Origin of the sequence: Nocardiopsis alba (assembly GCF_000710955.1) — a bacterium.
Classification (GTDB): Bacteria; Actinomycetota; Actinomycetes; order Streptosporangiales; family Streptosporangiaceae; genus Nocardiopsis; species Nocardiopsis alba.
Genome location: NZ_BAZE01000009.1, coordinates 18,319 through 44,188, shown reverse-complemented (window position 1 = coordinate 44,188; position 25,870 = coordinate 18,319). Strand labels below are relative to the sequence as shown.

26 protein-coding genes, 1 tRNA gene and 1 riboswitch are annotated in these 25,870 nt (G+C 69.8%); of the genes, 10 read left to right on the top strand and 17 right to left on the bottom strand.

Translation table 11 applies throughout. The features are described from left to right. Window positions 1-47: 47 nt before the first annotated feature. On the bottom strand, window positions 48-1,652 hold the full coding sequence (locus TR33_RS16970; protein ID WP_042284080.1) for an AbgT family transporter: 1,605 nt from the start codon (window positions 1,650-1,652) through the stop codon (window positions 48-50). Beyond that, a complete protein-coding gene (locus TR33_RS16965; RefSeq protein WP_234305881.1) occupies window positions 1,649-2,956 on the bottom strand; it encodes a metal-dependent hydrolase family protein in 1,308 nt (435 codons plus the stop codon). The genes TR33_RS16970 and TR33_RS16965 overlap by 4 nt, the downstream gene beginning before the upstream one ends. A gap of 188 nt (window positions 2,957-3,144) precedes the next feature. Between TR33_RS16965 and TR33_RS16960 the strand changes: the two genes are divergently transcribed. Next, a complete protein-coding gene (locus TR33_RS16960; protein ID WP_014911818.1) occupies window positions 3,145-4,155 on the top strand; it encodes an Lrp/AsnC family transcriptional regulator in 1,011 nt (336 codons plus the stop codon). Between the two features lie 3 nt (window positions 4,156-4,158). On the opposite strand, the gene TR33_RS16955 is transcribed toward TR33_RS16960, so the two are convergent. Beyond that, on the bottom strand, window positions 4,159-5,055 hold the full coding sequence (locus TR33_RS16955) for a penicillin-binding transpeptidase domain-containing protein (protein ID WP_042284078.1): 897 nt from the start codon (window positions 5,053-5,055) through the stop codon (window positions 4,159-4,161). A 399-nt stretch (window positions 5,056-5,454) separates the two neighbouring features. Next, window positions 5,455-5,556, top strand: a riboswitch (glycine riboswitch). A gap of 142 nt (window positions 5,557-5,698) precedes the next feature. Here TR33_RS16955 and gcvT point away from each other — a divergent pair. From gcvT to TR33_RS16935, 4 genes are all read left to right on the top strand, one after another. Beyond that, on the top strand, window positions 5,699-6,814 hold the full coding sequence (gene gcvT, locus TR33_RS16950; protein ID WP_014909541.1) for a glycine cleavage system aminomethyltransferase GcvT: 1,116 nt from the start codon (window positions 5,699-5,701) through the stop codon (window positions 6,812-6,814). A gap of 155 nt (window positions 6,815-6,969) precedes the next feature. Beyond that, complete coding sequence (gene gcvH / locus TR33_RS16945) at window positions 6,970-7,350, top strand: glycine cleavage system protein GcvH (protein WP_017536344.1); 381 nt, start codon at window positions 6,970-6,972, stop codon at window positions 7,348-7,350. A gap of 1 nt (window position 7,351) precedes the next feature. Then, window positions 7,352-8,620 carry a serine hydroxymethyltransferase gene (locus tag TR33_RS16940; RefSeq protein ID WP_014910632.1) on the top strand — a complete coding sequence of 423 codons (1,269 nt, stop codon included), beginning with the start codon at window positions 7,352-7,354 and terminating at the stop codon, window positions 8,618-8,620. Window positions 8,621-8,711: 91 nt separating this feature from the next. Next, entirely contained in the window at window positions 8,712-10,124 is a 1,413-nt protein-coding gene (locus TR33_RS16935; RefSeq protein WP_042284076.1) for an L-serine ammonia-lyase, read from the top strand. A 259-nt stretch (window positions 10,125-10,383) separates the two neighbouring features. On the opposite strand, the gene amaP is transcribed toward TR33_RS16935, so the two are convergent. The 8 genes from amaP to purU form a co-directional block, all read right to left on the bottom strand. After that, on the bottom strand, window positions 10,384-10,974 hold the full coding sequence (amaP, locus tag TR33_RS16930) for an alkaline shock response membrane anchor protein AmaP (RefSeq protein WP_017536346.1): 591 nt from the start codon (window positions 10,972-10,974) through the stop codon (window positions 10,384-10,386). 2 nt (window positions 10,975-10,976) lie between these two features. Then, a complete protein-coding gene (locus TR33_RS16925; protein WP_042284074.1) occupies window positions 10,977-11,582 on the bottom strand; it encodes a DUF6286 domain-containing protein in 606 nt (201 codons plus the stop codon). A gap of 1 nt (window position 11,583) precedes the next feature. Next, a complete protein-coding gene (locus TR33_RS16920) occupies window positions 11,584-11,958 on the bottom strand; it encodes an Asp23/Gls24 family envelope stress response protein (protein WP_014912517.1) in 375 nt (124 codons plus the stop codon). A gap of 9 nt (window positions 11,959-11,967) precedes the next feature. Then, window positions 11,968-12,141 carry a hypothetical protein gene (locus TR33_RS26935; RefSeq protein ID WP_014913456.1) on the bottom strand — a complete coding sequence of 58 codons (174 nt, stop codon included), beginning with the start codon at window positions 12,139-12,141 and terminating at the stop codon, window positions 11,968-11,970. Window positions 12,142-12,152: 11 nt separating this feature from the next. Further along, the gene (locus TR33_RS16915) at window positions 12,153-12,500 is read right to left on the bottom strand and encodes a hypothetical protein (protein WP_014911320.1); all 348 of its coding nucleotides are present in this window, start codon (window positions 12,498-12,500) and stop codon (window positions 12,153-12,155) included. A 2-nt stretch (window positions 12,501-12,502) separates the two neighbouring features. After that, window positions 12,503-12,967: an Asp23/Gls24 family envelope stress response protein gene (locus tag TR33_RS16910; RefSeq protein WP_014911106.1), complete on the bottom strand. Its 465-nt coding sequence runs from the start codon at window positions 12,965-12,967 to the stop codon at window positions 12,503-12,505. Window positions 12,968-13,027: 60 nt separating this feature from the next. Beyond that, the gene (locus tag TR33_RS16905) at window positions 13,028-13,252 is read right to left on the bottom strand and encodes a CsbD family protein (RefSeq protein WP_014910551.1); all 225 of its coding nucleotides are present in this window, start codon (window positions 13,250-13,252) and stop codon (window positions 13,028-13,030) included. Between the two features lie 293 nt (window positions 13,253-13,545). Continuing rightward, the gene (purU, locus tag TR33_RS16900; RefSeq protein ID WP_014908219.1) at window positions 13,546-14,433 is read right to left on the bottom strand and encodes a formyltetrahydrofolate deformylase; all 888 of its coding nucleotides are present in this window, start codon (window positions 14,431-14,433) and stop codon (window positions 13,546-13,548) included. Between the two features lie 179 nt (window positions 14,434-14,612). On the opposite strand from purU, the gene TR33_RS16895 reads away from it, so the two are divergent. After that, a complete protein-coding gene (locus TR33_RS16895) occupies window positions 14,613-15,839 on the top strand; it encodes an alanine racemase (RefSeq protein ID WP_042284071.1) in 1,227 nt (408 codons plus the stop codon). A 68-nt stretch (window positions 15,840-15,907) separates the two neighbouring features. Here the strand turns inward: TR33_RS16895 and TR33_RS16890 are convergent, their stop codons facing one another. Then, window positions 15,908-16,306, bottom strand: a complete 399-nt coding sequence (locus TR33_RS16890) for a DUF3618 domain-containing protein (protein ID WP_014913382.1) — start codon at window positions 16,304-16,306, stop codon at window positions 15,908-15,910. Between the two features lie 16 nt (window positions 16,307-16,322). After that, on the bottom strand, window positions 16,323-17,426 hold the full coding sequence (locus TR33_RS16885) for a CDP-alcohol phosphatidyltransferase family protein (protein WP_014912224.1): 1,104 nt from the start codon (window positions 17,424-17,426) through the stop codon (window positions 16,323-16,325). A 333-nt stretch (window positions 17,427-17,759) separates the two neighbouring features. Between TR33_RS16885 and bcp the strand changes: the two genes are divergently transcribed. After that, on the top strand, window positions 17,760-18,242 hold the full coding sequence (gene bcp, locus TR33_RS16880) for a thioredoxin-dependent thiol peroxidase (protein WP_014911630.1): 483 nt from the start codon (window positions 17,760-17,762) through the stop codon (window positions 18,240-18,242). A gap of 91 nt (window positions 18,243-18,333) precedes the next feature. Continuing rightward, window positions 18,334-18,407, top strand: a tRNA-Leu gene (locus TR33_RS16875). A 79-nt stretch (window positions 18,408-18,486) separates the two neighbouring features. Here the strand turns inward: TR33_RS16875 and TR33_RS16870 are convergent. From TR33_RS16870 to TR33_RS16855, 4 genes are all read right to left on the bottom strand, one after another. Beyond that, the gene (locus TR33_RS16870) at window positions 18,487-19,647 is read right to left on the bottom strand and encodes a serine/threonine-protein kinase (protein ID WP_014910467.1); all 1,161 of its coding nucleotides are present in this window, start codon (window positions 19,645-19,647) and stop codon (window positions 18,487-18,489) included. A 337-nt stretch (window positions 19,648-19,984) separates the two neighbouring features. After that, the gene (locus TR33_RS16865) at window positions 19,985-21,331 is read right to left on the bottom strand and encodes a M16 family metallopeptidase (protein WP_014909183.1); all 1,347 of its coding nucleotides are present in this window, start codon (window positions 21,329-21,331) and stop codon (window positions 19,985-19,987) included. A gap of 52 nt (window positions 21,332-21,383) precedes the next feature. Beyond that, window positions 21,384-22,667: a M16 family metallopeptidase gene (locus tag TR33_RS16860; RefSeq protein ID WP_014909691.1), complete on the bottom strand. Its 1,284-nt coding sequence runs from the start codon at window positions 22,665-22,667 to the stop codon at window positions 21,384-21,386. 130 nt (window positions 22,668-22,797) lie between these two features. Beyond that, on the bottom strand, window positions 22,798-23,481 hold the full coding sequence (locus TR33_RS16855; protein WP_014913566.1) for a hypothetical protein: 684 nt from the start codon (window positions 23,479-23,481) through the stop codon (window positions 22,798-22,800). 124 nt (window positions 23,482-23,605) lie between these two features. Here TR33_RS16855 and sppA point away from each other — a divergent pair, with 124 nt between their 5' ends. Together sppA and TR33_RS16845 are read left to right on the top strand one after the other, a co-directional pair. Beyond that, window positions 23,606-25,330, top strand: a complete 1,725-nt coding sequence (sppA, locus tag TR33_RS16850) for a signal peptide peptidase SppA (RefSeq protein ID WP_042284067.1) — start codon at window positions 23,606-23,608, stop codon at window positions 25,328-25,330. 2 nt (window positions 25,331-25,332) lie between these two features. Continuing rightward, a complete protein-coding gene (locus TR33_RS16845; RefSeq protein WP_014910939.1) occupies window positions 25,333-25,827 on the top strand; it encodes a flavin reductase family protein in 495 nt (164 codons plus the stop codon). The last annotated feature ends 43 nt before the right edge of the window (window positions 25,828-25,870 follow it).

Sequence of the window (25,870 nt, the reverse complement as noted above, 5' to 3'; positions counted from 1 at the left end):
GCGGCCGGAGCCCGTTCGGGCCCCGGCCACGGTCGGGGATCGATGGTTCAGATGTGCGCGTACATGCCCGGTCCGATCGGCAGACCCAGGAAGTAGAACAGGGCGAGGACCGTGGTCCACAACAGCAGGAAGGCCAGGGAGAAGGGCAGGGCGCGGGCGATGACGGTCCCGATCCCGGCCTTGGGCTCGTACTGGCGCAGGAAGCCGAGGATGATCACCACGTAGGGGCTGAGCGGGGACAGCACGTTCGAGGTGGAGTCTCCGATGCGGAAGGCCGCCTGGACGAACCCGGGTTCGTAGCCCAGGAGGGCGAACATCGGCACGAACACCGCGGCGAACAGGGCCCACTGCGCGGAGCCGGAGATGATGAACAGGTTGATCAGGAACGCCAGCAGGATGAAGCAGACGATGGCCCCGAACCCCGTGAAGCCGGTGGCCTCCAGCCCCTCGGCGCCTCTGATCGCGATCCAGGTGGAGACCCCGGTCCAGTTGAAGAGCTCCAGGAACTGGGCCATCACGAAGGCCAGCACGATGAACCCGGACATCTCCTTGATGGTGTGACCCATCATCCGGGGGACGTCGGCCCCTCGGGAGATCGTCCCGGTGACCAGCCCGTAGGCCACGGCGGGGATCGCCAGGGTGAGGAAGACCAGGAAGACCACCGAGCTCAGCAACGGCGAGGTCGGCAGGAAGGCCCCGTCCTCGTTCCGCATGGGAGCTCCAGCGGGCAGTGTCACCAGCAGGACCGCCACGATGGTGATCACCAGGGCGATACCGGCCCAGCGCAGCCCCGACCGCTCGATCCGGTCGAGCTCCGGATCCATCCGCATGTCGGGGCGGTCCGCTCCCTCACGGACGTCCTCGACCACGACCTGCTCACGGGTGACCCCGCCACGCTCCATGGCGGGCTCGAGGACCCGATCGATGAGCAGGCCGCCGACGAAGGTCAGCAGGACCGCGATGGTGAAGGTGAGGAAGTGGTTGGAGACCGGAGTGACCGTGGTGCCCAACCCCACCGAGGCGCTCGCGGTCTGGGTGATGCCGGACAGCAGGGCGTCGGTGCTGGTGATGAAGGGGCTGCAACTGAACGCCGCGGTGGCCACCGCGAAACCGCCCAGCAGACCGGCGACGGGGTGCCTTCCGGCGGCTTTGAAGACCAGGGCGGCCAGTGGAGGGATCACCACCATCGCGGCGTCGCTCATGATGCTGCCGGAGACCGCGACCAAGGCGACGACGTAGGGCAGCAGCCACTTCGGCGCACGCCCGAACGCCCCTCGGACCAGAGAGTTGAGCAGACCGGTCCGCTGGGCCAGCCCCACACCGAGCAGCACCGTGAGGACCACGCCCAACGGCGGGAAACCGATGAAGTTCGAGACCAGGTTGGTGGTCAGCCAGGTCAGTCCCTGGGCGGAGAGGAAGCCCTGGATCTCCTGGGCGCCCTCCTCGCTGCCGGGCACCTCGTAGGTGGTGCCGAGCGACGCCATGATCGTGGAGGCCACGGCCACGATCACGAAGAGCAGCAGGAAAAGGATGAAGGGGTCGGGGATCCTGTTGCCGACGCGTTCGATGCCGTCCAGCATGCGGGCGAAGAGGCCGGGACGTGGTCCGGAGGATCCGTCCGTTCGGCTCCGCTTCGAGCTCTTGGTGCTCATGGTGTCACCTCGGAATGGGTCACGGGGAGGGGTCGGGGTCGGTTCGCGGGGGTCCGGCGTGCGGTGTCCTTGTGGACGACACCGTCCTTGATCACGACGGTGATGTTGTCGGGGTCGCCGGGCAGGGTGATGTCGGCGAGGGGGTCGCCCGCGCAGACGACGATGTCCGCGCGTTTGCCGGTTTCGAGGGTGCCGATCTCGTCGGCCAGCCCGAGGAGGGCGGCGGCGTCGCGGGTGCCGGCCAGTAGCGCGCCCATGGGGGTCAGCCCATGCTCGACGAGCAGCGCCAGTTCGCGCAGGTTACGGCCGTGCGGGCAGATGCCCGAGTCCGTGCCCATGGCGACGCGGACGCCCGCCCTGACGGCGGTGGTGATGTTCTCGCTCAGGTGCTCTTGGAGCTTGAGCTTCTTGGCCACGGCGTAGGCGGCCGACCTGGTCGGATCGGGCGGGGTGGTGGCGGTCGACAGGGTGGGCACCAGGTAGGCGCCGCCGTCGAGCATGGACTCGATGCCGGGCCCGTCGATCTCGTAGCCGTGTTCGATGCTGGTGACACCGGCGGCCAGGGCGTTGCGGATACTGCGCGCGCTCTGGGCGTGCGCCGCCACGGGAACGTCGTGGGCGGCGGCCTCCCGCACGATCACCGACATCTCCTCGATGTTGAGACCGTCGTGCCATGGGGTGTCCTGGGGGCTCCAGACCCCGCCACTGGCCATCACCTTGATGACCCCGGCCCCCTTGCGCATGACCTCGCGGGTGGCGCGCAGGGCCTCGGCCGGCCCATCGGTGTTGATCGAGACCGCTCCATCGGGCCCCAGGACCGTCCCGTAGTCGAACCCGCAACAGGTGCGGAAGTCGCCGTGCCCACCGGTGGGGCCCAGGGCCCGGTAGGCGGTGACGATCCGCGGACCGGCGACGATCCCCTCGTCCACCGCGCGCATGACGGCCTGATCGAGTCCGGCCAGGTCGCGGACGCTGGTGACGCCCGCGTCCAGGGTGGCCCGCAAGCGCGGGATCGCGGTGAAGTAACCGTAGTGAGGGGGCTGATCGACCAGGTCGGCGGGGTTCATCCCGTCGCCGGACATGGTCATGTGCACGTGGGTGTCGATGAACCCCGGAAGGATCGTCCCGCCGGCGGCGTCCACCTCATGGTGGGGGCCGGTCACCTCCGGAGCGTCCGCGTCCGGACCGATCCAGTCGATCCGACCCTCGCGGGCGATCACCGTCAGACCGGGACGGGGGTCGGCCCCGGTCCCGTCGATCACGGTCCCGCCACGCACCACCACGGTCTGCTCGGCCGAGATCATCGACGCCATCCTCTCCCTCACCGCCCACCGGTGCCCGCGGCTCCGTGTACGGAAGGGCGGGACACGCACGAGCTCGTCGTCCATCGAGAACACGCAGCTCACGGCTGCGTTCCGATCTTGCGAAAACCTAAGCTGTGATGTGGTTAACCCCGCGAAAACGCAGGAAACGAGTTTCGAGAAGGTGAACGATGCCGGAACCCACCGTTCCGAACGAGTTCGATCTGACGCTGATCAACGCCCTCCAACTCGCGCCGAGGGCCACCTGGGCCGAACTGGGGCCGATCCTGGGCGTGGACCCCACCACGCTCTCCCGACGTTGGAAGCGCTTGGAGGACGAGGGTCTGGCCCGTATCGCGGCGTTCCCGCGCCGACGCGTGATGGCCCGCCGCAATCTCAGCTATGTCGAGCTGAGCTGCCGCAACGGAACGGTGGAGCGGGTCGCCGCCGTACTGGCCGAGGACCGGGACACCCTCAGCATCCAGTTCGTGGCCGGCTCCCACCAGCTCATGCTCACCGTGGTGCCCGGGGCGGGCCTGGCCGACTACCTGCTCAACGGGGTGGGCGGCATCCCCGACGTGGTGTCCTACCGGGTCCACGTGGTCACGGAGGTGCCGCGGGAGGCCTACCTGTGGCAGGTGCGGGCGCTCTCCCCCGACCAGCGCAGGCGCCTGCACGCCCTCTCCCCGGCGCCCAGGGACCCGGTCGGCAACGAGCAGGTCACCGAACTCGACCAGCGGATCGTCGACCTGTTGTGCGAGGACGCGAGGCTGGGCTATCAGACCATCGCCGAGCGTCTGGACATCGCGCCCACCACGGCCGCGCGACGCCTCAACCGGCTCCTGCGCGACGGTCTGCTCGGGCTGCGCTGCGACATCTCCCGGGTGCACATGGGCTGGCCCAGCGCCGCCACCCTCTGGGGCAACGTCGACCCCGAGACCCTGGACTCCACACCCGATCTGGGCGAACGCATCCCCGAGGTTCGGCTGTGCACCAACATCGCCGGGCCGGAGAACACCCTGTTCATCCTCTGGCTCCGTGACGCCCCCGACCTGACCCGGGTGGAACGACGCCTGCTGGAGGAACTCCCCGGGCTGCGCATCGCCGACCGCAGGATGACCCTGCGGACCTTCAAGTTCATGGGCGGGGTGACCGACGCCGCCCAGCGCTTCTCCCGTTCCGTCCCGATCCAGCTCCGGTGACCGTCAGGCCTCCGCGGCCTCTCCGGGAAGCACGTCCAGTTCCACCAGGAACCCCCGGCCCAGCGACTCGCGCAGCTCGGCGTCGCCCTCCGAGCCCTCGTCCAGGCGCAGCGCGAACGTGTGCAGTTCGTCGGAGCGCTCGACCCAGCCGACCCACCAGCCGTGGGCCTCGTCGTCCTCACCGTGGCCGGTGGGGCCGAAGAGCCGGTAGTCGCTCCCCTCCTCCAACGCCACCAGCTCGCGAAGGGCCTCCTGGTGCTCCACGTCCACGGGAAGCTCGGCCCTCGCCAGCCCGGCCAGGAAGGTGGCCTGCTCCAGCGCGGAGATCTCCAACGGACCCTCGGCCCAGAAACGGCCCAGGTCGTCCTCGTCCCCGACACCGCGGTTGCCGTAGTCGAACCGGTCCACCCAGGTGGACATGCGCTCGTGTCCGATCCGCTCGGCGACCTCGTGGTGCACCGACGTCCCGGAGGCGGACAGGTCCGCGCGCAGGCTCCGCCCCTCTCCCCGATCCGGGGAGATCGTCTCGTCGACGTCGGAGACCGCTCCGGTCTGGAGGGCGATGAGCGTGTTCGGGAGTTCGAAGGTGGCCCCGGGCACGGCGCGCTCGTGGGCGCCGTCCGCCCCCACCAGCACCGCCGATCGGCCGTTGGCGTCGTAGAGCACGAACGTCCCGTCCACCCCGGCGTCCTCGAACAGGGACTCCAGGTCGCCGCGCTCCACGGCCTCCACGTCGCCCAGCTCGACGGGCTCGCCCACGGCCGAACGGTCCGGCTCGCCCTCCTCCTCGGTCCCACCGCAGGCGACGCCCGTGAAGAGGGTGAGCGCGCACCCCGCGGTCAGGGCGTATCCACGGGTCCTCCGGGACCTTCTGGGGGCGGATTCGGTGTCGGTACGCACTCGGCTCCTCCAGGCGGTGATCGAGGGGACGTCCGTCCTCCAAACTAGCCCACGGACCACCGATCACCACCCCGAAACGACACGCTCCGCACGCGCGTCGCCCCGTCCGGTCACCCGTCATCGACGACGAACGCCGACCGTCGAGCGCGAATCCGTCCCCGGACCCGCCCCACCCCTCCCACCCTCACCACCCCGTACGTGACCCATCCCTCGCGCCGTGCCCCTCCCACGACGAGGGCCCCGGCTCCCCTCGCCCCACGACCTCACGGGCCCGAACGACGGAGCCGGGCACGGAACCCCTGGTCCCACGCCCTTCGCGGCCGCGCGACGACCGTCGTCCACAACCCGTCGGGCGGTCTTGGGAGCCCCATCCCGCCGCTGCTAGGCTGAACCTGTTGCTGACCCCGTACGGGAGAGTGTCCGCGTATCCAGCGTGGGCCGCCGAAGGAGCAATCCCTCCCCACAGACAACCTCTCAGGCACAGCGGACCGTACGGGCGAGACCACTCTGGAAAGCAGGGACGCACGTCCCTCGCCGAAGGTGCAAGCCACGCCGAGCGCGGGGCGAAGCTCTCAGGCACCGATGACAGAGGGGGAGGATGGCAACGCCTCAACCGACACCGCCCATCCTCTCGGGAGTGCCCATGTCAGAGCCCACCTCCTCGCCGCGTCTCACCGCACTGCACAAGATCCACGAAGAGGCCGGGGCCACGCTCGTCGACTTCGCCGGGTGGCTCATGCCGCTCCGCTACGGCAGCGAGACCGCCGAGCACAAGGCGGTCCGCGAGGCCGCCGGGCTCTTCGACCTCTCCCACATGGGCGAGATCCGGCTGACCGGCCCCCAGGCCGACCAGGCCCTCGACCACGCCCTGGCCGGCTACCTGTCGAAACTGAAGGTGGGCCGGGCGCGCTACACCATGATCACCGCCGAGGACGGCGGTGTCCTGGACGACCTCATCGTCTACCGTCTCGGTGAGCGGGAGTACCTGGTCGTGGCCAACGCGGCCAACGTCTCCGTCGTCGCCTCCGCCCTGACCGAACGCGCCGCCGGCTTCGACGTCGAGGTCGTCGACGAGTCCCCCGAATACTCGCTCATCGCCATCCAGGGCCCGCGCGCCGTGGAGATCCTCGCCCCGCTCACCGACGCCGACCTCGACGAGATCCGCTACTTCGCCGGTTACGAGCACACCGTCGCCGGTGTCCCCGTCCTGCTCGCCCGGACCGGTTACACCGGTGAGGACGGCTTCGAGATCTTCGTCAAGCCCGCCGACCGCGCCCCCGAGATCTGGTCCGCCCTCATCTCCGGCGGCGCCGACCTCGGTCTGGTCCCCGCCGGGCTCTCCGCGCGCGACACCCTGCGCATGGAGGCGGGCATGCCGCTCTACGGCCAGGAGCTCACCTCCGACCTCACCCCCTTCGACGCCGGCCTGGGCCGCGTGGTCAGGCTCGACAAGTCCGGTGACTTCGTCGGCCGCGCCGCCCTGGAAGAGGCCTCCCGCACCGCGCGTGACAAGCGCCTGGTCGGGTTCGTCGCCCGCGGCCGCCGGCCCCTGCGCAAGGGCCAGGACGTGCTGCGCGACGGCTCCGTCGTCGGAACCATCACCAGCGGCGCCCCCTCCCCCACCCTGGGCCGCCCCATCGCCATGGCCTACGTGGACGGCGACCTCGACACCACGACCGGCACGTTCACCGTGGACGTGCGTGGCCGGGGAGAAGAGGTCGACGTGGTCGAGCTGCCGTTCTACAAGCGGCGGTCGTAGGAGGGGGTCCCACGAGGATCCTCGACGACCGGTACACGCCTCGGTGCCGTTCCCCCAGGGGGGCGGCACGGACGGGGCGTGGCCGGACATAGGCCGGGCCGGGTCGCCGTACGGGCGCACGGCAGACAAATGGAACACCTCCAAGGAGAGTTGAAGTGAGCGTTCCCACGGAGCTGGGTTACACCGCCAAACACGAGTGGGTCGCGGTAGAGGACGGGATCGCCACCGTCGGGATCACCGCGTTCGCCGCCGAATCGCTGGGCGACATCGTCTTCGTCGAGACCCCCTCGGTCGGCGACGAGGTCACCGCGGGAGAGACCGCGGGAGAGGTGGAGTCCACCAAGTCCGTCAGCGACATCTACTCCCCCGTCAGCGGCGAGGTCGTCGAGGTCAACGAGACGCTCGAGGACTCCCCCGAGACCATCAACTCCGCGCCCTTCGAGGGCGGCTGGCTGTTCAAGGTGCGCTTCTCCGAGGAGCCCGCGGACCTGCTCTCCGCCGAGGAGTACACCAAGCTGACCGAAGGCGAGAACTGATATGACCGGCGACAACCTTCTCAACCGGACCCTGAGCGAGCTGGACCCCGAGGTGGCGGCCGCGGTCGACGCCGAACTGGCGCGCCAGCGCGACACCCTGGAGATGATCGCCTCCGAGAACTTCGCCCCCCAGGCGGTTCTGGAGGCCCAGGGCACCGTCCTGACCAACAAGTACGCCGAGGGCTACCCCGGCCGCCGCTACTACGGCGGTTGCGAGCACGTCGACGTCGTCGAACAGCTCGCGATCGACCGGGCCAAGGAGCTCTTCGGCGCCGAGCACGTCAACGTGCAGCCGCACTCGGGCGCCCAGGCCAACACCGCGGTGTACTTCGCCCTGCTCAAGCCGGGCGACACCATCCTGGGCCTGGACCTGGCCCACGGCGGTCACCTGACCCACGGCATGCGGATCAACTACTCCGGCAAGATCCTCGACGCCGTGGCCTACCACGTGCGCGAGGACGACGGCACCGTCGACTACGACGAGGTCGCCGCCCTCGCCAAGGAGCACCGCCCCAAGATGATCGTGGCGGGCTGGTCGGCCTACCCGCGTCAGCTCGACTTCGAGCGCTTCCGGCAGATCGCCGACGAGGTCGGCGCCCTGCTGATGGTCGACATGGCGCACTTCGCCGGTCTGGTCGCGGCCGGACTGCACCCCAACCCGGTGCCGTTCGCCGACGTGGTCACCACCACCACGCACAAGACCCTGGGCGGTCCGCGCGGCGGGATGATCCTGTCCAAGGCCGAGCTGGGCAAGAAGATCAACTCCGCGGTCTTCCCCGGCATGCAGGGCGGCCCGCTGGAGCACGTGATCGCGGCCAAGGCGGTCTCGTTCAAGGTCGCGGCGAGCGAGGAGTTCGCCGAGCGTCAGCGCCGCACCCTCGCCGGGGCGCGGATCCTCGCCGAACGGCTCACCCGCCCGGACACGACCGAGGCGGGCGTCAAGGTCCTGTCCGGCGGCACCGACGTGCACCTGGTCCTGGTGGACCTGGTGAACTCGCCGATCAACGGCCAGGAGGCCGAGGACCTGCTCGACTCGGTGGGCATCACGGTCAACCGCAACGCGGTCCCCAACGACCCGAGGCCGCCGATGGTCACCTCGGGTCTGCGGATCGGCACCCCGGCGCTGGCCACCCGCGGCTTCGACGAGGACGACTTCACCGAGGTCGCCGACATCATCGCCGAAACGCTCAAGCCCGAGCCCGACATCGCCGCCCTGCGCGGACGTGTCGACGCGCTGACCGCCAAGCGCCCGCTCTATCCCAACCTGTAGCGGTACCCACGCCGTGCGGGTCCACGCGGGCCCGCACGGCGCCCATATCCCCCACGGCCCGACCCCTGTGCTCGATGAGGAGGACGGTCTCATGGCCATCAGCACCTTCGACCTGTTCAAGATCGGTATCGGACCGTCCAGTTCGCACACCGTCGGCCCGATGAAGGCGGCCCGGACCTTCGCCTCCGGCCTGATCGACCGAGACCTGTCATCACGAGTGACGCACGTGCGCGCCGAGCTGTACGGATCCCTGGCCCTGACCGGTAAGGGGCACGGCAGCGACACCGCGGTGATCCTGGGCCTGTCCGGGCACACCCCCGAAGGCGTGGACGTGGACTCCGTACCCTCGCTGGTGGAGGAGGTCCGTTCGTCGCGGACCCTGCGGCTGGGCGGCCCCGACGGCCCCTCGGTCTCCTTCGACCCGACCGTCGACGTGGACTTCCGCCGCAAGGAGAGCCTGCCCGACCACCCCAACGGGATGCGCTTCGTGGCCCTGGACGCCTCGGGGGTCGAGGTGGCCGCGAAGGTGTACTACTCGGTGGGCGGCGGCTTCGTCGTGGACGAGCGGGCCGCGGGCGCCGACCGGATCAAGCCCGACGACACGGTACTGCCCTACCCCTTCTCCTCCGCGGAGGAGCTGTTGGGCCTGTGCGAGCGCACCGGAATGTCGATCAGCGCCCTGATGCTCGCCAACGAGGGCGCCTTCGGCCGCACCCCGGAACAGGTCCGGGCGGAACTGCTGGAGATCTGGTCGGTGATGCGTCTGTGCGTACGCCGCGGGGTCATGACCGAGGGCACCCTGCCCGGTGGCCTGCGGGTACCGCGACGGGCGCACCGGCTGTACCGCCAGTTGGGCGGCAACTGCGACGAGCGGGGGCTGTCGGCACCGACCCGGGTGGATCCGGACCCCATGCACGGCAGTGACTGGATCACCCTGTACGCGCTGGCGGTCAACGAGGAGAACGCCGCGGGCGGCCGTGTGGTGACCGCGCCGACCAACGGCGCCGCGGGTATCGTCCCCGCGGTGCTCCACTACTACCTGCACTTCAGCCCGGGCGCGGGTGACGAGGGCGTCGTGCGGTTCATGCTGACCGCCGCGGCCATCGGCATCCTGTTCAAGCAGAACGCGTCCATCTCCGGGGCCGAGGTGGGCTGTCAGGGCGAGGTCGGCTCGGCCTCCTCGATGGCGGCGGCGGGACTGGCCGAGGTGTTGGGCGGCACCCCCGCCCAGGTGGAGAACGCGGCCGAGATCGCCATGGAGCACAACCTGGGTCTGACCTGTGACCCGATCGGCGGTCTGGTCCAGGTGCCGTGCATCGAGCGCAACGCGCTGGCCTCGGTGAAGGCGATCAGCGCCACCCGCATCGCGCTGCGCGGGGACGGCAGCCACTTCGTGAGCCTGGACAAGGTCATCAAGACCATGCGCGACACCGGGCGCGATATGCACGACAAGTACAAGGAGACCAGCCGCGGCGGCCTCGCCGTCAACGTCATCGAGTGCTGATCGGCGGGGCGGAATGTTCTGATTCGGCTTCCGGTTGTAGAGGAGGCACGACCGATGGCCGGGCTCGAGCCTCCACCCGCTCGCCCGCGTCGGCCGTCGCCCCGGGTCCGGTGGCTCGAGCTCCGCTCGCCGCCGGACCCGCCCCTTTCCGGGCGGTATCGTCCCGGGCCGGCTCCTGGGCCGGCCGGCTGTGGCCCGAGGACGAACGACGGGGCCGGCGCACCATCGGGTGCGCCGGCCCTCGTGGTCGTGTACCGCCTCAGGCGAGACTGCGGCGGGGGTTCTTGGCGGGCGCCGTCATCGACATCCGCACGACCGCGGGCACCCGCTCCAGATCCAGCGAGGTCTGGAGGTTGGCGAGCGCCTCCTCCCTGACCCGCTGCCATATCCCGGCGACGTCGGCGTCCTCGTCCAGGGTCAACGACAGCCTCAGGTGGGGGTCGTCCCCCGACTCGGTCAACCGGGCCCGGGCCCGGCGCACCCCCGGGTAGGAGGCGACCTCCTGCTCCAGGGCACCGCGCGCGACGGACTCGGACATCTCGACGTTGCCGTCGTCGGTCTGTTCCAGGTAGAGCCGGCCCACCGTGTCGTTCATGCCCTGCACCATCAGCCATCGCAGGGCGAGGAAGCCGGCGACGAGCGCCACCGCGACCACCACGTAGGGCGCCCACCGTTGAGCGAGCACCGCGTCGACCGCGCCGCCGAGGATCGGGGTACGCGAGATTCCGACCCCGAAGAGCCCCAGACCGGCGGCCAGGGCGACGCCCCCGGCCGCGAACAACACCACTCCGACGATCACCAGCCCGAGGCGGTTGCCCCGTGCCGATCGGCGATTCCTGTCCCGCGCCATCGTCACCCCTCCGCGTATCGGACGTGTGTGGTGATGCGCATGCTGCGCAGGGGGGCCAGTTCCGCGAGCCTGTGCTCCACCGACCTGGTCACCTGGGTGGGAAGCCCTCGCGCGTCGCGCATACCGGTGCGCACGTGGATGCGCAGCCTGTTGCCGCGGACCGTCACGTGCGCGTGCTCGACCCCGCTGATCTCCTGGGCCGCCGCGGAGACCGCCCTGCGCAGTGCGGGGCGGGTCAGGCCGACGACGAACGCGGGGTCGTCGGTCCGCAACGCCGTCCAACGGCCTCGACCGGGCACGAGGGCGACCACGATCAGCGCCGTCCCGATCAGCGCCAGGACGGCCGAGGCGATCAGCACGGAGGGCTCGGACCAGGTGGTGGTGGTCGCGTAGTCGGTGGCCGGCCCCACCGGGATCAACCGCAGAGGGTTTCCCGCCAGTGCCGCGATGACCTCGGCCGCGGCGATCACCGCCACCGCCAGGATGACGAGGCCGGTGATCACCGCGGGCCAGGAGCGGCGCGGTCGGAACGTGTGGACGGCGACCCGTTTGGCTCGACGGTCGACCTCTTGGACCGGGCGTCCGAGCACCTCTTCCACGGTGGTCATGTCAGCGCACCAACTCCGAGATCTCTATGTCGATGTGGTTGACCTGTTTGCCGGTGATCCGTTCGACCCGGCTCTTGACGTGTTCCCGTACCGCTCCGGCGACCCGACGGACCGGGAGCGGATAGTCCACGTCGATCCTCAGACGGAGAAGGACGACCTCGCCGCTGACGCGGGTGCGGGCGGCCCTGGAGCGGGACGAGCGCGCTCCAGGGACCTCTCCGACCGCCCGTGCCGCGATCTTCCCGATCACGGCCCCGGGGATGTCCGTGTTCCCTCCGGGGTCACGTCCGCGGACGTGCCTCCCGTCGGGCCGTTCTCGGACCCCGGGCATCCGCTGCCGAGGGACCGTGTCGCTGCGCACCCCGACCACGATCACGCTCCTTGTCTAGGCCGAACGTCGTGTGAACATCTCGGCGAGGTCGAGTTCACCCTCCATCGCCCGGCCCGCGACGAACCCGACCAGGCCCAGGACCAGAACCAACGCGAAGGCGGCGAAACCGCCGAACGCCGCCGCGAGCCCCAGCACGGTCCCGTAGGACAGTCCAACGATGGGCCACATGGCTTCCCCTCTCATCCAACGTCCTGCCTCCCGGTCGGTGTTCGACCGGTCGTGCTCGTTCGTTCGTCGATCCCGGCGACCACGTCCTCCACCGATACGTGGAGGGCGCGGCCGCCGGTCAACGGGGCCAGTTCTCGACGGATCCCGGCGGCGATCTCCGGTAGCGGTCGCCCGTATTCGACGACCACCCCCACCTCGACGTGGTCGTCCCGGACCACGACCCCTCGAATCCGACCGCCCCGCACGGGCGTGCTCAGGGTTCCGAAGGAGCCCGAGGACAGTTCCACCACCTCGGGCAGGCGGACCGCGGCCTCGGCCACGGTCCGTGCGAGCTCTTCCCGTTCGTCGCCGCCGGTCATGACTACCGGACCCTGGGCTCGGAGTCGCCGTCGTCGGCGTTGTCGTCCTCCGGCAGGTGGATGTCGTCCACCTTGATGTTGATCTCGGTGACCTCCAGGCCGGTCATCCGCTCGACCGCGGTGGTGACGTTGCGGCGCACCGCCGCGGCGAGGTCCTGGATGGCGGCCCCGTACTCGACGACCAGGTCGATGTCGACGGCGGTCTGGCGTTCTCCGACCTCGACCGAGACCCCCTGGGCCACGGAACCGGAGCCTCCGCCTCCGCTGACGGCGTCGCGGACGGCTCCGACCATGCGGGCCGCTCCACCGCCCATCGCGTGGACTCCGCCGATCTCACGTGCCGCCATTCCGGCGATCTTGGCGACCACCCCGTCGGCGATGTGAGTGGTGCCCTGGCCGTTCCCGCTCGAGGAGTCGCGTTTACCGCCCGACTCTCGCGCGCTCGGCACCGACGCTTCGGTCTTCATGTCCGACACTGGCTCCCCCTACACAGTGTTGCGCGACCTTTGCGGACCCTCTCGGGTCGCCTAGTCGCGCTTGAAGACGTCCTTGATCTTGTCGCTCGCGGACTCGAAGGCGTTCTCGGCCTTGTCCTTGAGCTCCTCGGCCTTGCCCTTGGCCTTGTCGGCCGCGTCCTTGGCGCCGGCCTTGGCCTGGTCGGCCTTGCCCTCGGCCTCGGTGCCCCGGTCTCCGGTGACCTTGCCGAAGGCCTCCTTGCCCTTGCCGGCCGCGTCGTCGAAGTGCTTACCCATTGATGCCCCCTGGTCTGAACCGTTTGGCTCTGGGTTTTCAGGCCGAAACTCTCGCCGCCCCCTCTGTGGGGCAGGCGAGGCGTTTCGACCCCATCACACCATACAAGCACTCTATGTAGCCAACAAGAAACTTAAAGCAATGCTTTGCAGGTGAGAAGGGTCATGTATACACCACCCCTGCCCCAACCCCACCCCCTGGAACCCCGGTGAGAGCAAGAAGAACGCCAGGATCTCCTTGGGAAACCCTGGCGTCCGAAAATTAATTCACCCAGAAAAAGAATGGATTGGGGATATCAGTCGAAAATGACCGTCTTGCTCCCGTTGAGGAGCACGCGACGCTGAGCGTGCCAGTTCACGGCCCGGGCCAGGGCGACCGACTCCAGATCCCGACCGATCGCGGTGAGCTGCTCCGGGCTGTGGGTGTGGTCGACCCGGGAGACCTCCTGCTCGATGATCGGCCCCTCGTCCAGGTCGGCGGTGACGTAGTGGGCGGTGGCGCCGATCAGCTTCACCCCGCGCGTGTGCGCCTGGTGGTAGGGCCGGGCCCCCTTGAAGCTGGGCAGGAAGGAGTGGTGGATGTTGATGACCCGACCGGACATCTTGGCGCACAACTGCTCGGAGAGCACCTGCATGTAGCGGGCCAGAACCACCAGGTCGACATCGTAGACGTCGACCAGCTCCAGGAGGCGCTCCTCCTGCTCCTTCTTGTTCCGCGGGGTGATCGGGAGGTGGTGGAAGTCCACCCCGTAGGAATCGGCGAGGAACTCCAGATCGGGGTGGTTGGAGACGACGGCGGCGATGTCGATGTCGAGCAGCCCGCTGCGCTGCCGGTAGAGGAGGTCGTTGAGGCAGTGCCCGAACTTGGACACCATCACGATCATGCGCGGGCGCACGTCACGTGCCTGGAGACTCCACTCGACGAACGAACCGTTCTCACCGCGCCCGAAGTCACCCGCGAGGGAGGCGAAGGCGGCGCGCAGGGTGTCCTCGTCGGCGGGACCGCGCTCTCCGGCCTCGGCCACGAACTGCATCCGCAGGAAGAACCGTCCGGTGTAGTGGTCCCCGTACTGCTGGCTCTCGGTGATGTTGCATCCGTGGTCGGACATCAGGTTGGCCACCGCGGCCACGATGCCCCGACTGTCGGGACAGGACAGGGTCAGTACGTACTCGCGCTCACTCATCGAAGGAACCACTCCCGGGGATCGTCGGCCGAACAGCCTGACGATCCAGGATATCGAGGTCATCGGCCCGGCGAGGTCGTTCCCGGGGGTATCTCCCGTCACCCGCCCACCCGAGGGCGGGAGGGTTCGGGCGCTTCAGACAATATGAAAGACATTCATGTTCTGGCATGCTCTGTGGCATGACAAGCCTGCGTGAGAAGTACGAGGCCGCCACCCGCGATCTCCAGGCGCCTTTCGCCATCGTCGACCTGGCCGCCTTCCGCGCCAACGCCGCGGCCCTGACCCGCCGCGCCCACGGCCGCCCGATCCGGGTCGCCAGCAAGTCCGTGCGCAGCCGGGAACTGCTCCGCCGGACCCTGGCGCTGCCCGGCTACTCGGGGGTCATGGCCTTCACCCTCCCCGAAGCCCTCTGGCTCGCCGCTCCGAGCCCCGACGGCCCGGTCGACGACGACATCCTCGTCGCCTACCCCACCGTCGACCTCCCCGCCCTGGACGAACTCGTCCGCTCCCCCGAGGCGGCGCGGATCATCACCCTGATGGTCGACGACACCGCCCACCTGGATCTGATCGACACCGCCGTCTCCCGGGCCGACCGGGGTCCGGACGCCCCACCCGTACGCGTGTGCCTGGACATCGACGCCAGCTGGCAACCGCTCGGCCCCTCTCTGCGCGTGGGCGCCTACCGCTCCCCCGTCCGCACCCCCCGGCAGGCCGCCGCCCTGGCCCGGGCGGTCAAGGCCCGCCCCCACCTGGAACTGGACGGGATCATGGTCTACGAGGGACAGATCGCCGGTGTGGGCGACGCGCCCCCCGGCCGTCCTCTGTACGGGCGCCTCCTCCACTCCATCCAGCGCCGCTCCGCCCTCGAACTCGCCAGACGCAGAGCGGCCATCACCAGAGCCGTGCGGGCCGTCACGGACCTGCGCTTCGTCAACGGCGGAGGCACCGGCAGCCTGCACACCACCGGACGCGAACGGGCCGTCACCGAAGTGGCCGCCGGTTCCGGGCTGTACCAGCCCCACCTGTTCGACCACTACCGTTCGTTCCAGGGCCGCCCGGCCGCACTGTTCGCCCTCCCCGTGGTCCGCCGTCCCGCTCCGGGAGTGGCCACGGTGCTGGGCGGCGGATACCCCGCCTCCGGCCCCGTCGACGCCCACCGGGCACCACGCCCCCACCTCCCCGAGGGGCTCGCCTACAGCGCCAACGAGGGCGCCGGAGAGGTCCAGACCCCCCTGCTCGGCGAGGCCGCACGCGGGCTGAGGGTCGGAGACCGGGTGTGGATGCGCCACGCCAAGGCCGGTGAACTGTGCGAACGCTTCGACACCCTGCACCTGATCGACTCCGACACCGGCACCTACGAGGGCTCGGTGCCCACCTACCGAGGAGAAGGCCGCACCTTCCTCTGAGCCCGAGCACGACGTGAGGGGGCGGGGTCCACGTGGACCCCGCCCCCTCACGTCGTCGTACCGCGGTCTCAGCCGCGCTTGCGGCGCACCGCCCAGGCCACCACTCCCACGGCGACGATCGTGCCCACACCGGCGGCCAGGATCAGCGCCTCGGTGGGCAGCCGACCACGCGACTGGTAGGTGGTCACCACCTTGTCATCGCCCTTGAGCACGATGCTGCCCTCCTCGGGCCGCACCACGCGACTCTCCACACGCACCGCCCCGCCGCCGACCACCAGGGCCCGCGCCTCGTCGAGGATCCGCGCCCCGCGCTCCTTGGCACGGCCGATCTGGCGCTTGGCGATGTTGGACGGACGGGCCTGTTCGCTGAGCTCGTCCAGGGTCTCGGCCAACCGTCGTTGTTCGCGGTCGATCTCGGCCTGAAGCTCCTCGGGGGTCTGGCGCGGTTCGGTGTCGCTTCCCGCCATAGTGTGCCTCTCTCCACTAGCGCACGGTCGTCTGGGAATCCGTGTCCGTGTCCGAGTCGGTGTCCCGACCGTGTTCTTCCGCGCCGTCGGACGGACCGGAGAATCTCAACGCGCCATCGATTCCATCGACCACACGGAAGAAGTCCCGCGTGGACAACCACAGTTTATAGATGATGGCGATCTCGAAGGCGAGCAGCAAAACACCGACGAAGGCGGTGATCCAACCGATCGCCTCGGGGGCGATCAGCGCCGCCGCGATGGGCGCTACCACGAAGACCGCCATCTGGAACTCGATGCCGCCCACCAGGTGGGTACGGATCCGTCGGGCGTTGAGCGCCGCCCAGAACCGCTGATACCAGGGGAAACGGTTCCGGAATTCCTGGTGCAGGTCGACCTTGGGCAGGGTCAGGTCCGGCTGCTTGCCGGCGGTGCGCTGATTGCGCGCCTCCCGCTCGTTCTGGCTGCGCAGTATCTGCTCCAGCACACCGATGCCGTGACGCAGCACCGCCTGCTCGCCGCCGTCGCTCATCGTCCGGCCGCCCCGACCGGTCGCGCTGCCGGTGTCGTCGCCCTCGGGCTCCAGCATCGACAGGGTCGCCCGGGCCCGCTCCAGCGCCGCGGCCAGGTGGGAACGCATCTCACGGCGCACCTTGTACACCTGGAGCGCGTTCAGGTAGCGCAGCATGTCCAGGAAGACCACGGCCAGCGCCAACCACACGAACGCCACGTGCCCGGTCTCCCGGTACTGGCCGCCCATGAGGGCGACCACGCACACCAGGACACGGAAACGATCCGACACGTAGTCCATCCACGCCCCGAAGAGCGTCTCCGAACCGGTCAGCCTGGCGAGCTTGCCGTCCATGCAGTCCACGAGGAAGCACAGGTAGTACAGCAACGCGCCCAGGATCAGGAGCTGCCAGTAGCCGAAGGCGAAGCACACGGCGGCGCCCAGGCCGAGGAAGAGCGCGACGACCGTCAACTGGTTCGGGGTGATCGACGTGCGACCGGCGATCGAGCGGACCAGCCGGACCGCGATCGGGTCCACCATGTAGACGGTCCACCAGGAATCGCGCTCCTTGAGAGTACGAGCCCGGACCTCGTCGAGTGTGAATCCAGCCATCGGCGCGAACTACTCTCCAAGCGAAACGGATGTGCTCCGGCCCGGCGGGCGGCCGGACATGCCGTCAGGTCATCGGCGACCACGCACGGTACGGCATGAGGTCGGGAAGAGGCCAACCGAGAGCGTCCGGTCAACAATAGGTGATCGAACCGCTGGTCATCCCCCGAAGCGGACGAACCGAACCGGAATCGCAACCGAAGGCCGCCCACCGGCGAGGACATCGCAGAGAAAGCGGCCACCTGCATCCCTCCCCCCACCATCTCGTACTGTGAGGCGTGAAGGAAGTGGGGTGGAACACTCTCCACCCCGCCCGAAGAAGACAGGAAGCACCACGTGAGCGAGAGCATCCGCCTGGCGACCGGCGACCAGGCCCCCGACTTCACCCTCGACGACGCCGACGGCACCCCCGTCACCCTGAGCAAGGTCCTGGCCGAGACCGGCAAGAGCGTCGTCCTGTACTTCTACCCGGCCGCCATGACCCCGGGCTGCACCACCGAGGCCTGCGACTTCCGGGACAACCTCACCGAGTTCGCGGACGCGGGCTTCACCGTCCTGGGCGTCTCCCCCGACCAGCCCGCGAAGCTGGCCGAGTTCCGGGACAAGGAGAGCCTGACCTTCACCCTGCTCGGCGACCCCTCCAAGGAGACCCTGGTCGCCTACGGGGCGTTCGGTGAGAAGCAGAACTACGGTCGCACCGTCCAGGGCGTCATCCGTTCGACCTTCATCGTCGGCACCGACGGCAGGATCCAGAAGGCCTTCTACAACGTGAAGGCCACCGGTCACGTCGACCGGATCAAGCGCGAACTGGGCGTCTGATCCTCGGCACGGTCGTCCGGTCACCCCAGGACCGGACGACCCGCCACCCCGCTACCCCGTCCTGTCCCGGCCCCGGTAGAGTGGCCCCGTCGGGGCCGTAGTCCAACGGCAGGAGACGGCAGCTTTAGGTGCTGTACAGTGCGGGTTCGAATCCCGCCGGCCCCACTCTCATCGGGACGACCCGCTCGCGTGCCCACGGCCGCGGGGTCGTCCCTTTCCCGTTCCCGCCCCAGGTGGGCTGCGGTCACAGCGCCAGCAGGGCCCACATGACCAGGGCCAGCAACGCCAGTACGCCCACGCCGACGGCGATCGCCATCGGCAGCCGACTCTTCTCCGCGTGCTTGCCCGAACTGGTCAGACCGAGGGTGTCCGTCGACTCGCGGATCGACGTCATGATCGTGTTCATCGCCTCGGGGCTGTTGCGCAGCCGCTCGCTGATGGACTCGGCCAGCACGTGCGCCCCCGCGCGGAAGTGCTCACGCGCGGATTCGCGGTCCGCGGACCGATCCCCCTCGTCGGAGTCCTCGGCCGCACCGTCCACGACCGCTTCGACGGCCTCTTTGGTGGGCATCGTCGGGGCCCACGGGGCCAACGCCGCGATCCGCAGCATCTTGGCCGCGTTCTCACCGGTCAACCGCTCGGCGGGTTCGACCTTGAGCAGCCCCGCCAGCACCGGCGCGAGCGGGCCGGCGTTGGCGGCCTCCTTCGGCTCGTCCAAGGGCTCCTGGCGCAGGATCTTGATGTAGCCCTTCCGGTCGTAGGGCGGGTAGCCCTCGACGGCGGCGTACAGGGTGGCGCCCAGGGACCACAGGTCGGACTCGGGCCCCACGGGGCCGGCCTTGGCCCGCTCCGGCGGGATGTAGGCGGGTGATCCGATGATCCTGCCGGAGGAGCTCAGCGCCGATTCGCCGTTCCAGGCGGCCAGGCCGAAGTCGGTCAGGACCACCCGGCCGGCGGCGTTGATCATCACGTTGTCGGGCTTGACGTCGCGGTGGACGATGCCCTCCTCGTGCGCCACCCGAAGGGCGTCGATCAACTGGAGCCCGATCTCGGCCACGCGCTGGTAGGGCAGAGGGCCGCCCACCTGGATGATCTCCTCCAGGGTGGAGGCCTCCACCAGCTCCATGACGATCCACGGCCGCTCGTCCTCGTCCACCACGTCCAGGACCGTGACCAGTCCGGGGTGGGTCAGCCGGCCGGCGACACGGGCCTCGCGCGTGGTGCGCTGCAACAGGGACTCGCGCTCGGAGCGACTCAGGTCCGCCGGCAGACGTAGCTCTTTGACCGCCACCTCGCGCTTGATGACCAGATCGGTGGCGCGCCAGACCGTCCCCACACCGCCTCGGGCGATCTCCGAGGTCAACTGGTAGCGCCCCTTCAGCAGCCGGCCGGCGGGCTCAGCCACCGCCGCGTCCGGACGCGCCGAATCGAGCGACGTCTCGGGCCGCTGCGTGTGAGGGTTGTCTAGGGAGGACACGGTTATCCACGGGTCCATTCACCGGCCATGGTGGCCTCCTGCGGAGCATTGCGGTCGCTGTCACCACGTAGGTGCACGGATCACTCGTTATACCAGCATGACGCCGGGGCCACCTCGAGGGTTGGCCGATGGTCGTCACATAGGTTCGCTTTCGTTATGTCCGAGCAGGAGCGACACATGCCATGACGAGGATCTCCCTTGCCGATCCTTGACTCGGACGCGGGCTTCGTGCACGCGCGTCCGCGCGTGCACGAAGCCCGTGCGCTCAGCTCCAGAGGGACTCCGGAGAACGCACCTCGACCGGACCGACCCCGGTCTCGGTCAGCGGCCCGCGCAGGCTCTCGGCGTCGCCGACCACCACCACGACCGCCTCCTCCGGGCGGAGGTACTCGACGGCGGCGGAGTTCAGGTCCTGCGCGGTGAGCTTCTCGTAACCGGCGCGGACCCGGTCGACGTTGTCGTCGGGCAGGTCGTGCACCACGATGTCCACCAGGGCCCCGGCGACCGCCCGGGCCGTGGAGTAGGCCACCGGCAGGCCCACGATGTTGGACTCGCGGACCGCGGCCAGCTCGTCCTCGGTGACCCCCGAGGCGCGCAGCTTGGCGATCTGTTCGAAGGAGGAGGTCACCGAGTGCGCGGTGGTGCTCGCCTCCACCTGGGTGCTCATGAAGAACACACCGCTGTCGCGACGCAGGTCGAAACGGCTTCCGGCACCGTAGGTGTAACCGAGGCGCTCGCGCAGCTCCATGTTGAGACGAGAGGTGAACATCCCGCCCAGCACCTCGCTGATCCCCTCGGCGCGCGGCAGTTCCACCTGCGAGCGAGAGGGGGCGCGGTGCGCGATGACCAGGGCCGACTGCACCGAACCGGGCCGGTCGACGACCAGCACGCGGGGCAGCTCGCCGGGCGGCGGGGCGGGCTCGGTGATCCGACGCTCGGGCACGGCCGCGGTGTCGCCGAAGACGCCCCGGCCCAGCTCCTCCAGGTCGACCCCGGAGAGGTCGCCGACGACCACGAGGGTGCCCGCGTAGGCCGCGATCGTGTCGGCGTGGAAGGCCGCCACCCGCTCGGGGGTGATGTCGGCCAGCTTGACGGGACCGCCCGCCAGCGGGGTGGCGTAGCGGCCGGTGAACAGCTGCCCGCCGAGGCTGCGCATGGCCAGGGTGGACGCCGAGGCGGCCTCCAGCCAGAAACGCTCCAAGAGCTGGTCGCGACGGCGGACGATGTCGTCGGCCTTCAGCGCCGGGCGACGCACGGCGTCGGAGAACAGCCCCACCGCGTCGCCGAGTCGGTTGATCGGCGCGTCCAGGCCGGTGATGAAACCGTCCCAGTTGGCGCGGGCGACCCATTCGGCGCCGTAACGCTCCAGGGCGGGGGCCAGAGAGCTGTTCCCGTCCGGCCCGTCTTCGAGGACCTCACTGGTCAGAGCGGTGACGCCCATGGCGTCCAGAGGCTCGACGGCCCCACCGAAGGGGTGGACGAGGCGGAGGGAGATCAGCTGCTGGCCGGGAAGGTCCACGGCGACGACCGTGCCGTTGCCGACACGGACGCGCTCGGGCTTGGGAAAGGAGTAGGAGGAGGCGGCGCCGAGGTCCGGGCGGGTCTGCTGCATGCTGCGGCTCTTTCTGCGGCTAGGGAACGACTGGGGCCTTCGGTGACGAGGCTCAGGCCTCGGCCTCGGGGTCGAACCGGACGACCAGCATGTTCTCGTCGACGAGGAAACGCTCGGCCGCGGCCCGCACCTCCTCGGCGGTGATGTCGGCCCAGCGCCGGGGCCAGGTGAAGGCGAGCTCCGGGTCGTCGAACAGCTGGGTGCAGCTTCCGATGGTGTCGGCCAGCCCGGAGGGACTGGAGATGTGGTGCAGGTGGTCGCGCTCCAGGACGGCGCGGGCCCGCTCCAGCTCGTCGTCGGCGATCCCGTCGGCGAGCTTGGCGACCTCCTCCCGGATGGCCTTCTCCAGGATGTCGCCGTCCACGCCCTCGCGCGCCAGCATGTTCACCAGCAGCAGGCTGTCGGTGTAGCGGAACGGCAGGATGTCGGCGCCGGCCCCGCCGTCGTCGGCGGCGATGGGGCGGTCCACGACCAGGGAGCGGTACAGCCGGCTGCCCTGCCCCTGGCCCAGGACGGCGGAGGCGAGCTGGGCGGCGTCGTGCCCGCGCTCACCGTAGGCGGGGACACGGAAGCCGATGAACACGCCGGCGGCGGGCACCGTCTCGGTCACCGAGTCGCGGACCGGGCCGCCCATGGGGACCCGCAGGACGGGGTCGGGGACCTCGGGGATGTCGTCACGGGCCGGGATGTGGCCGAAGTACTTCTCCACCCGGGCCAGGACGTCGGCGGACTCCAGGTCGCTGACGATGGTCAGGACACAGTTGTCGGGGCCGTAGTGCAGCTTGTGGAAGGACTTGACGTAGTCCAGGTCGGCCGCGTCCAGGTCGGCCATGGAGCCGATCGTGGGGTGGTGGTAGGGGTGCCCGACCGGGTAGGCCAGGCGCAGGATGCGCTCCAGGGCCGTGCCGTAGGGCTGGTTCTCGTAGCGCTGACGACGCTCGTTCTTGACCACGTCGCGCTGGTTGTCCAGGACCTCCTGGGTCATGCCCTCGCGCAGGGTGGCCAGACGGTCGGCCTCCAGCCACAGGATGAGGTCCAGGGCGTGGGTGGGGACCGTCTCGAAGTAGTTGGTGCGGTCGGTGGAGGTGGAGGCGTTGATGTCGCCGCCCAGCCGCTCGACCGCGTCGAAGTGGTCGCCCTTCTCGGTGTTCCCGGTCCCCTGGAACATCAGGTGCTCGAACAGGTGGGCGAAGCCGGTGCGTCCGGGCACCTCGTGGCGTGAACCCACCCCGTACCAGAGGTTGACCGAGGCGACCTGGCCGGTGGAGGCCGGCGCCGTCACCAGACGCAACCCGTTGTCCAGCGTGTACTGATCGACCCGTCCCGCCGTTCCCATAGTGGTCACCAGCGCATGCACCCCATCAAGTTCCGTTGGTCGCTTCGACGAGTACGACCCTACGGCCTCGACACGCCTCGGGGACACGGGTTCGGGTAAGCCGTGGGCGATTTAGCGCCGTTCACCCCTTCTAGCGACCGGCGCGGTACTCCGTGCTGTCCATGGAGGCGGCGATCTCGTCGTACACGCTGCTGTACTGGGCGTCGACGGACCAGACGTAGAGCAGGACGTCGCTTTCGGGGAGGAACCACATGCGCACCTCGAAGGTGTCCTCGTTATCGCAGGTGACGCTCCAGACCGAGTGGTGGGACTTGAGCCCGTCGGCGTGCTCGAAGACCTGGCCGTTGTCGGAGGTCAGGGTCGCCTTGTCCACTCCGATGTTGCCGGAGGCGGCGGTGTTGAGGCTGCGGCAGCTGCTGGTGTCGTCGGCCCAGCCGTCGTCGTCGTAGAAGGCGTCGTCCTTCTTGGGCCAGCTCTGAGGGTGGTTCTCGGCCTGTTCGGGGACCAGACGGATCGAGCCGTAGGCGCAGGCGCTCTGTCCGGGCGGGGTCAGGCACAGTTGGCCGCCCTCGTTCTGGACCTCCCAGTCCTCGGGGGCGTCGATCTTGACCCCGGCGACGTCGACGTTGTCGAAGCCCTCCGGGCCCGGGGGTTCGACCGCGGGCAGCATGCCGCTCTCGCCGCGTTCCAGACTGATCTCGTCGGATCCCCCGGAGGAGCAGGCGCCGAGGGTCAGCAGAGCCGCGGCCGCGACCGCGACCGAGCGGCCACCGGTCCGTACACGCAGCCGTTCCTTGTCCGTCGCGCCCGCCATGGTTCGTCCTGCCCTTCTTGGGGTTCTTCGCCCCTTACACGCCCATCCGGTTCGGAGCACAGTCGACCTTAGCGTCCCTCGCGCGTACAACGCACCGGGGAGTCGTCGGCACTACTCTGGGTCCATGGTGGACCTCGCGAAGATCACTGAGCCCTTGTCCCTCAAGCGCTTCGGGCCTCGTACCCAGGGCCCGTTGGTACTGGAACTGGATTTGACGGAGGGGGTGGTCGACGAGGCTCCGAGCGATCCGCTCAGCCAACTCATGAATCGGCGCAAACAGCACTATCTGGAGGTGCTGGAGGGGATCCGCAGAGGCGCCCGCGACCCGGAGGTGGCCGCCTTGATCGTGCGGGTGGACGCGCGCGGCCTGGGTCCGGCGAAGGTGCAGGAGCTGCGGGACACGGTCGCCGACTTCCGTGCCACCGGCAAGCCCACGGTGGCCTGGGCCGACACCTTCGGTGAGGCCGGCTCCGGCAACCTCCCCTACTACCTGGCCACCGCCTTCTCGCGGGTGGTCCTGTCCCCCACCGGCCTGGTGGGGTTGAGCGGCCTGATGTCGCGTTCCACGTTCTTCAAGGGCGCTCTGGACAAGCTCGACGTTCGTTTCGAGGGCGGGGCCCGCCACGAGTACAAGAACGCGGTCGACCCCTTCACCCGGACCGGCTACAGCGACGCCCACCGTGAGGCGACCGGTCGGATCGTGGAGTCGATGAACGACCAGATCGTCGAGGCCGTGGCCGAGAGCCGGGGACTCACCGCCGAGCGTGTGCGCGAGCTGATCGACACCGCCCCGATCCTGGCCTCCGAGGCCTTGGAGGCCGGCCTGGTCGACCGGCTCGCCTACCGGGACGAGGTCTACGCCGAACTCAACGAGCAGGTGCGCGGCAAGGCCGACAAGGCCCCGGACCCCGCGCTCCAGTTCGTCACCCGTTACCACCGCCGCCACACCTCGCCGCCCAAGCCGAGGATCGCCGACCAGGAGGCCCACGTCGCCCTGATCTCCGCGAGCGGCGGCATCTCCCTGGGCAAGAGCCGTCGTTCGCCGATGGGCGGCACCGTGATGGGCTCGGACACCGTCTGCGCCGCCTTCCGCGCCGCCCGGCAGGACCCCCGTATCAAGGCCGTGGTGTTCCGCGTGGACAGCGGCGGCGGCTCCGCCATCGCCTCGGACCTGATCCGCCGCGAGAGCCAATTGACCCGTGAGGCGGGCAAGCCGGTCGTCACATCGATGGGCGACGTCGCCGGCTCCGGCGGCTACTACGTGGCGTTGGGTTCCGACGCGATCGTGGCCGAGCCCGCCACCATCACCGGTTCCATCGGCGTGCTCACCGGCAAGCTGGTCCTGGGCCCGCTCAAGGAACGCTTCGGGATCACCTCGGACTCGGTGAGCGAGGGCGCGCACGCGGGCATGTTCGACTCCGAGGAGGGTTTCGACGAGTCCGAGTGGGAGCGGATCAACACCCTTCTGGACGACATCTACCAGGACTTCGTCTCGAAGGTCGCCGCCGCGCGCGGCCGGACCTGGGACGAGATCCACGAGGTCGCCAAGGGCCGGATCTGGACCGGGGCCGACGCCCGCGAGCGCGGTCTGGTGGACGAGCTGGGCGGGATCGAGACGGCCGTGCGGATCGCCAGGGCCAAGGCCGACGTCGGTCCGCTGCCGCTGCGCATCTTCCCGCGGCCACATCCTCTGGACCGCCTCCGTCAGCACGAGTCCAGCGAGGACCTGGCCTCCTCCGACCCGCAGACCGTGCTGAGCGCCTGGGGCCCGTTGGAGCACATGGCGGCCCGTCTGGGTCTGCCCGCCGCGGGCCCGTTGACCATGCCGGGGTCGTGGGAGATCCGTTGAGCGTGGACGGCGGGGCCTACCTGGAGGCCATGGCGCTGGCTCCGACCGGGGTGACCGTGGTGACCATCTCCGACGGGCGCGACGACATCGGGGCGACCGTGAGCTCGTTCGTGTCGATCTCGGTCGATCCCCCGGTGGTGATGTTGAGCGTGGACGCCGAGGGGTACGTCGCCGAGGTCGTCGAGGAGGTCGGCGCCTTCGCGGTGAGCGTGCTCCACGCCGACCAGCTCGCCCTGGCGGGGCGTTTCGCCGCCGAGGGTCGACCCAGCGCCCGCCTGTTGGTGTCGGGGCAGCCGCACCACCGGGGCGAACGTACGAACGCGATCGTCCTGGACGAGGCGTTGACCGCCCTGGAGTGCTCGGTGCGCCAGAGGGTGGAGGTCGGCGACCACGTGGTGTTCTTCGCCGACGTGATCGGGATCCCCGTGGCGGGGTCCGGACGGAACGAGAAGGCGATGGTGCGCTGGGCCGGCCGCTACCACGCCGTGGAACGCTGAACGGGGCGGGGCCGACGTCGATCGGCCCCGCCCCGTCCCGTGC

Excerpts from the sequence above, each read along its gene's own strand:
- TR33_RS16910 (WP_014911106.1), bottom strand. The coding sequence starts at position 12,967 with ATGAAGACCGAAGCGTCGGTGCCGAGCGCGCGAGAGTCGGGCGGTAAA.
- sppA (WP_042284067.1), top strand. The coding sequence starts at position 23,606 with ATGGTGGACCTCGCGAAGATCACTGAGCCCTTGTCCCTCAAGCGCTTC.
- TR33_RS16925 (WP_042284074.1), bottom strand. The coding sequence starts at position 11,582 with ATGACCACCGTGGAAGAGGTGCTCGGACGCCCGGTCCAAGAGGTCGAC.
- TR33_RS16895 (WP_042284071.1), top strand. The coding sequence starts at position 14,613 with ATGACAAGCCTGCGTGAGAAGTACGAGGCCGCCACCCGCGATCTCCAG.
- gcvT (WP_014909541.1), top strand. The coding sequence starts at position 5,699 with ATGTCAGAGCCCACCTCCTCGCCGCGTCTCACCGCACTGCACAAGATC.
- TR33_RS16960 (WP_014911818.1), top strand. The coding sequence starts at position 3,145 with ATGCCGGAACCCACCGTTCCGAACGAGTTCGATCTGACGCTGATCAAC.
- TR33_RS16885 (WP_014912224.1), bottom strand. The coding sequence starts at position 17,426 with ATGGCTGGATTCACACTCGACGAGGTCCGGGCTCGTACTCTCAAGGAG.
- TR33_RS26935 (WP_014913456.1), bottom strand. The coding sequence starts at position 12,141 with ATGTGGCCCATCGTTGGACTGTCCTACGGGACCGTGCTGGGGCTCGCG.
- purU (WP_014908219.1), bottom strand. The coding sequence starts at position 14,433 with ATGAGTGAGCGCGAGTACGTACTGACCCTGTCCTGTCCCGACAGTCGG.
- TR33_RS16965 (WP_234305881.1), bottom strand. The coding sequence starts at position 2,956 with ATGATCTCGGCCGAGCAGACCGTGGTGGTGCGTGGCGGGACCGTGATC.
- TR33_RS16860 (WP_014909691.1), bottom strand. The coding sequence starts at position 22,667 with ATGGGAACGGCGGGACGGGTCGATCAGTACACGCTGGACAACGGGTTG.
- amaP (WP_017536346.1), bottom strand. The coding sequence starts at position 10,974 with ATGGCGCGGGACAGGAATCGCCGATCGGCACGGGGCAACCGCCTCGGG.
- TR33_RS16855 (WP_014913566.1), bottom strand. The coding sequence starts at position 23,481 with ATGGCGGGCGCGACGGACAAGGAACGGCTGCGTGTACGGACCGGTGGC.
- TR33_RS16890 (WP_014913382.1), bottom strand. The coding sequence starts at position 16,306 with ATGGCGGGAAGCGACACCGAACCGCGCCAGACCCCCGAGGAGCTTCAG.
- TR33_RS16935 (WP_042284076.1), top strand. The coding sequence starts at position 8,712 with ATGGCCATCAGCACCTTCGACCTGTTCAAGATCGGTATCGGACCGTCC.
- TR33_RS16940 (WP_014910632.1), top strand. The coding sequence starts at position 7,352 with ATGACCGGCGACAACCTTCTCAACCGGACCCTGAGCGAGCTGGACCCC.
- TR33_RS16915 (WP_014911320.1), bottom strand. The coding sequence starts at position 12,500 with ATGACCGGCGGCGACGAACGGGAAGAGCTCGCACGGACCGTGGCCGAG.
- TR33_RS16865 (WP_014909183.1), bottom strand. The coding sequence starts at position 21,331 with ATGCAGCAGACCCGCCCGGACCTCGGCGCCGCCTCCTCCTACTCCTTT.
- TR33_RS16970 (WP_042284080.1), bottom strand. The coding sequence starts at position 1,652 with ATGAGCACCAAGAGCTCGAAGCGGAGCCGAACGGACGGATCCTCCGGA.
- TR33_RS16905 (WP_014910551.1), bottom strand. The coding sequence starts at position 13,252 with ATGGGTAAGCACTTCGACGACGCGGCCGGCAAGGGCAAGGAGGCCTTC.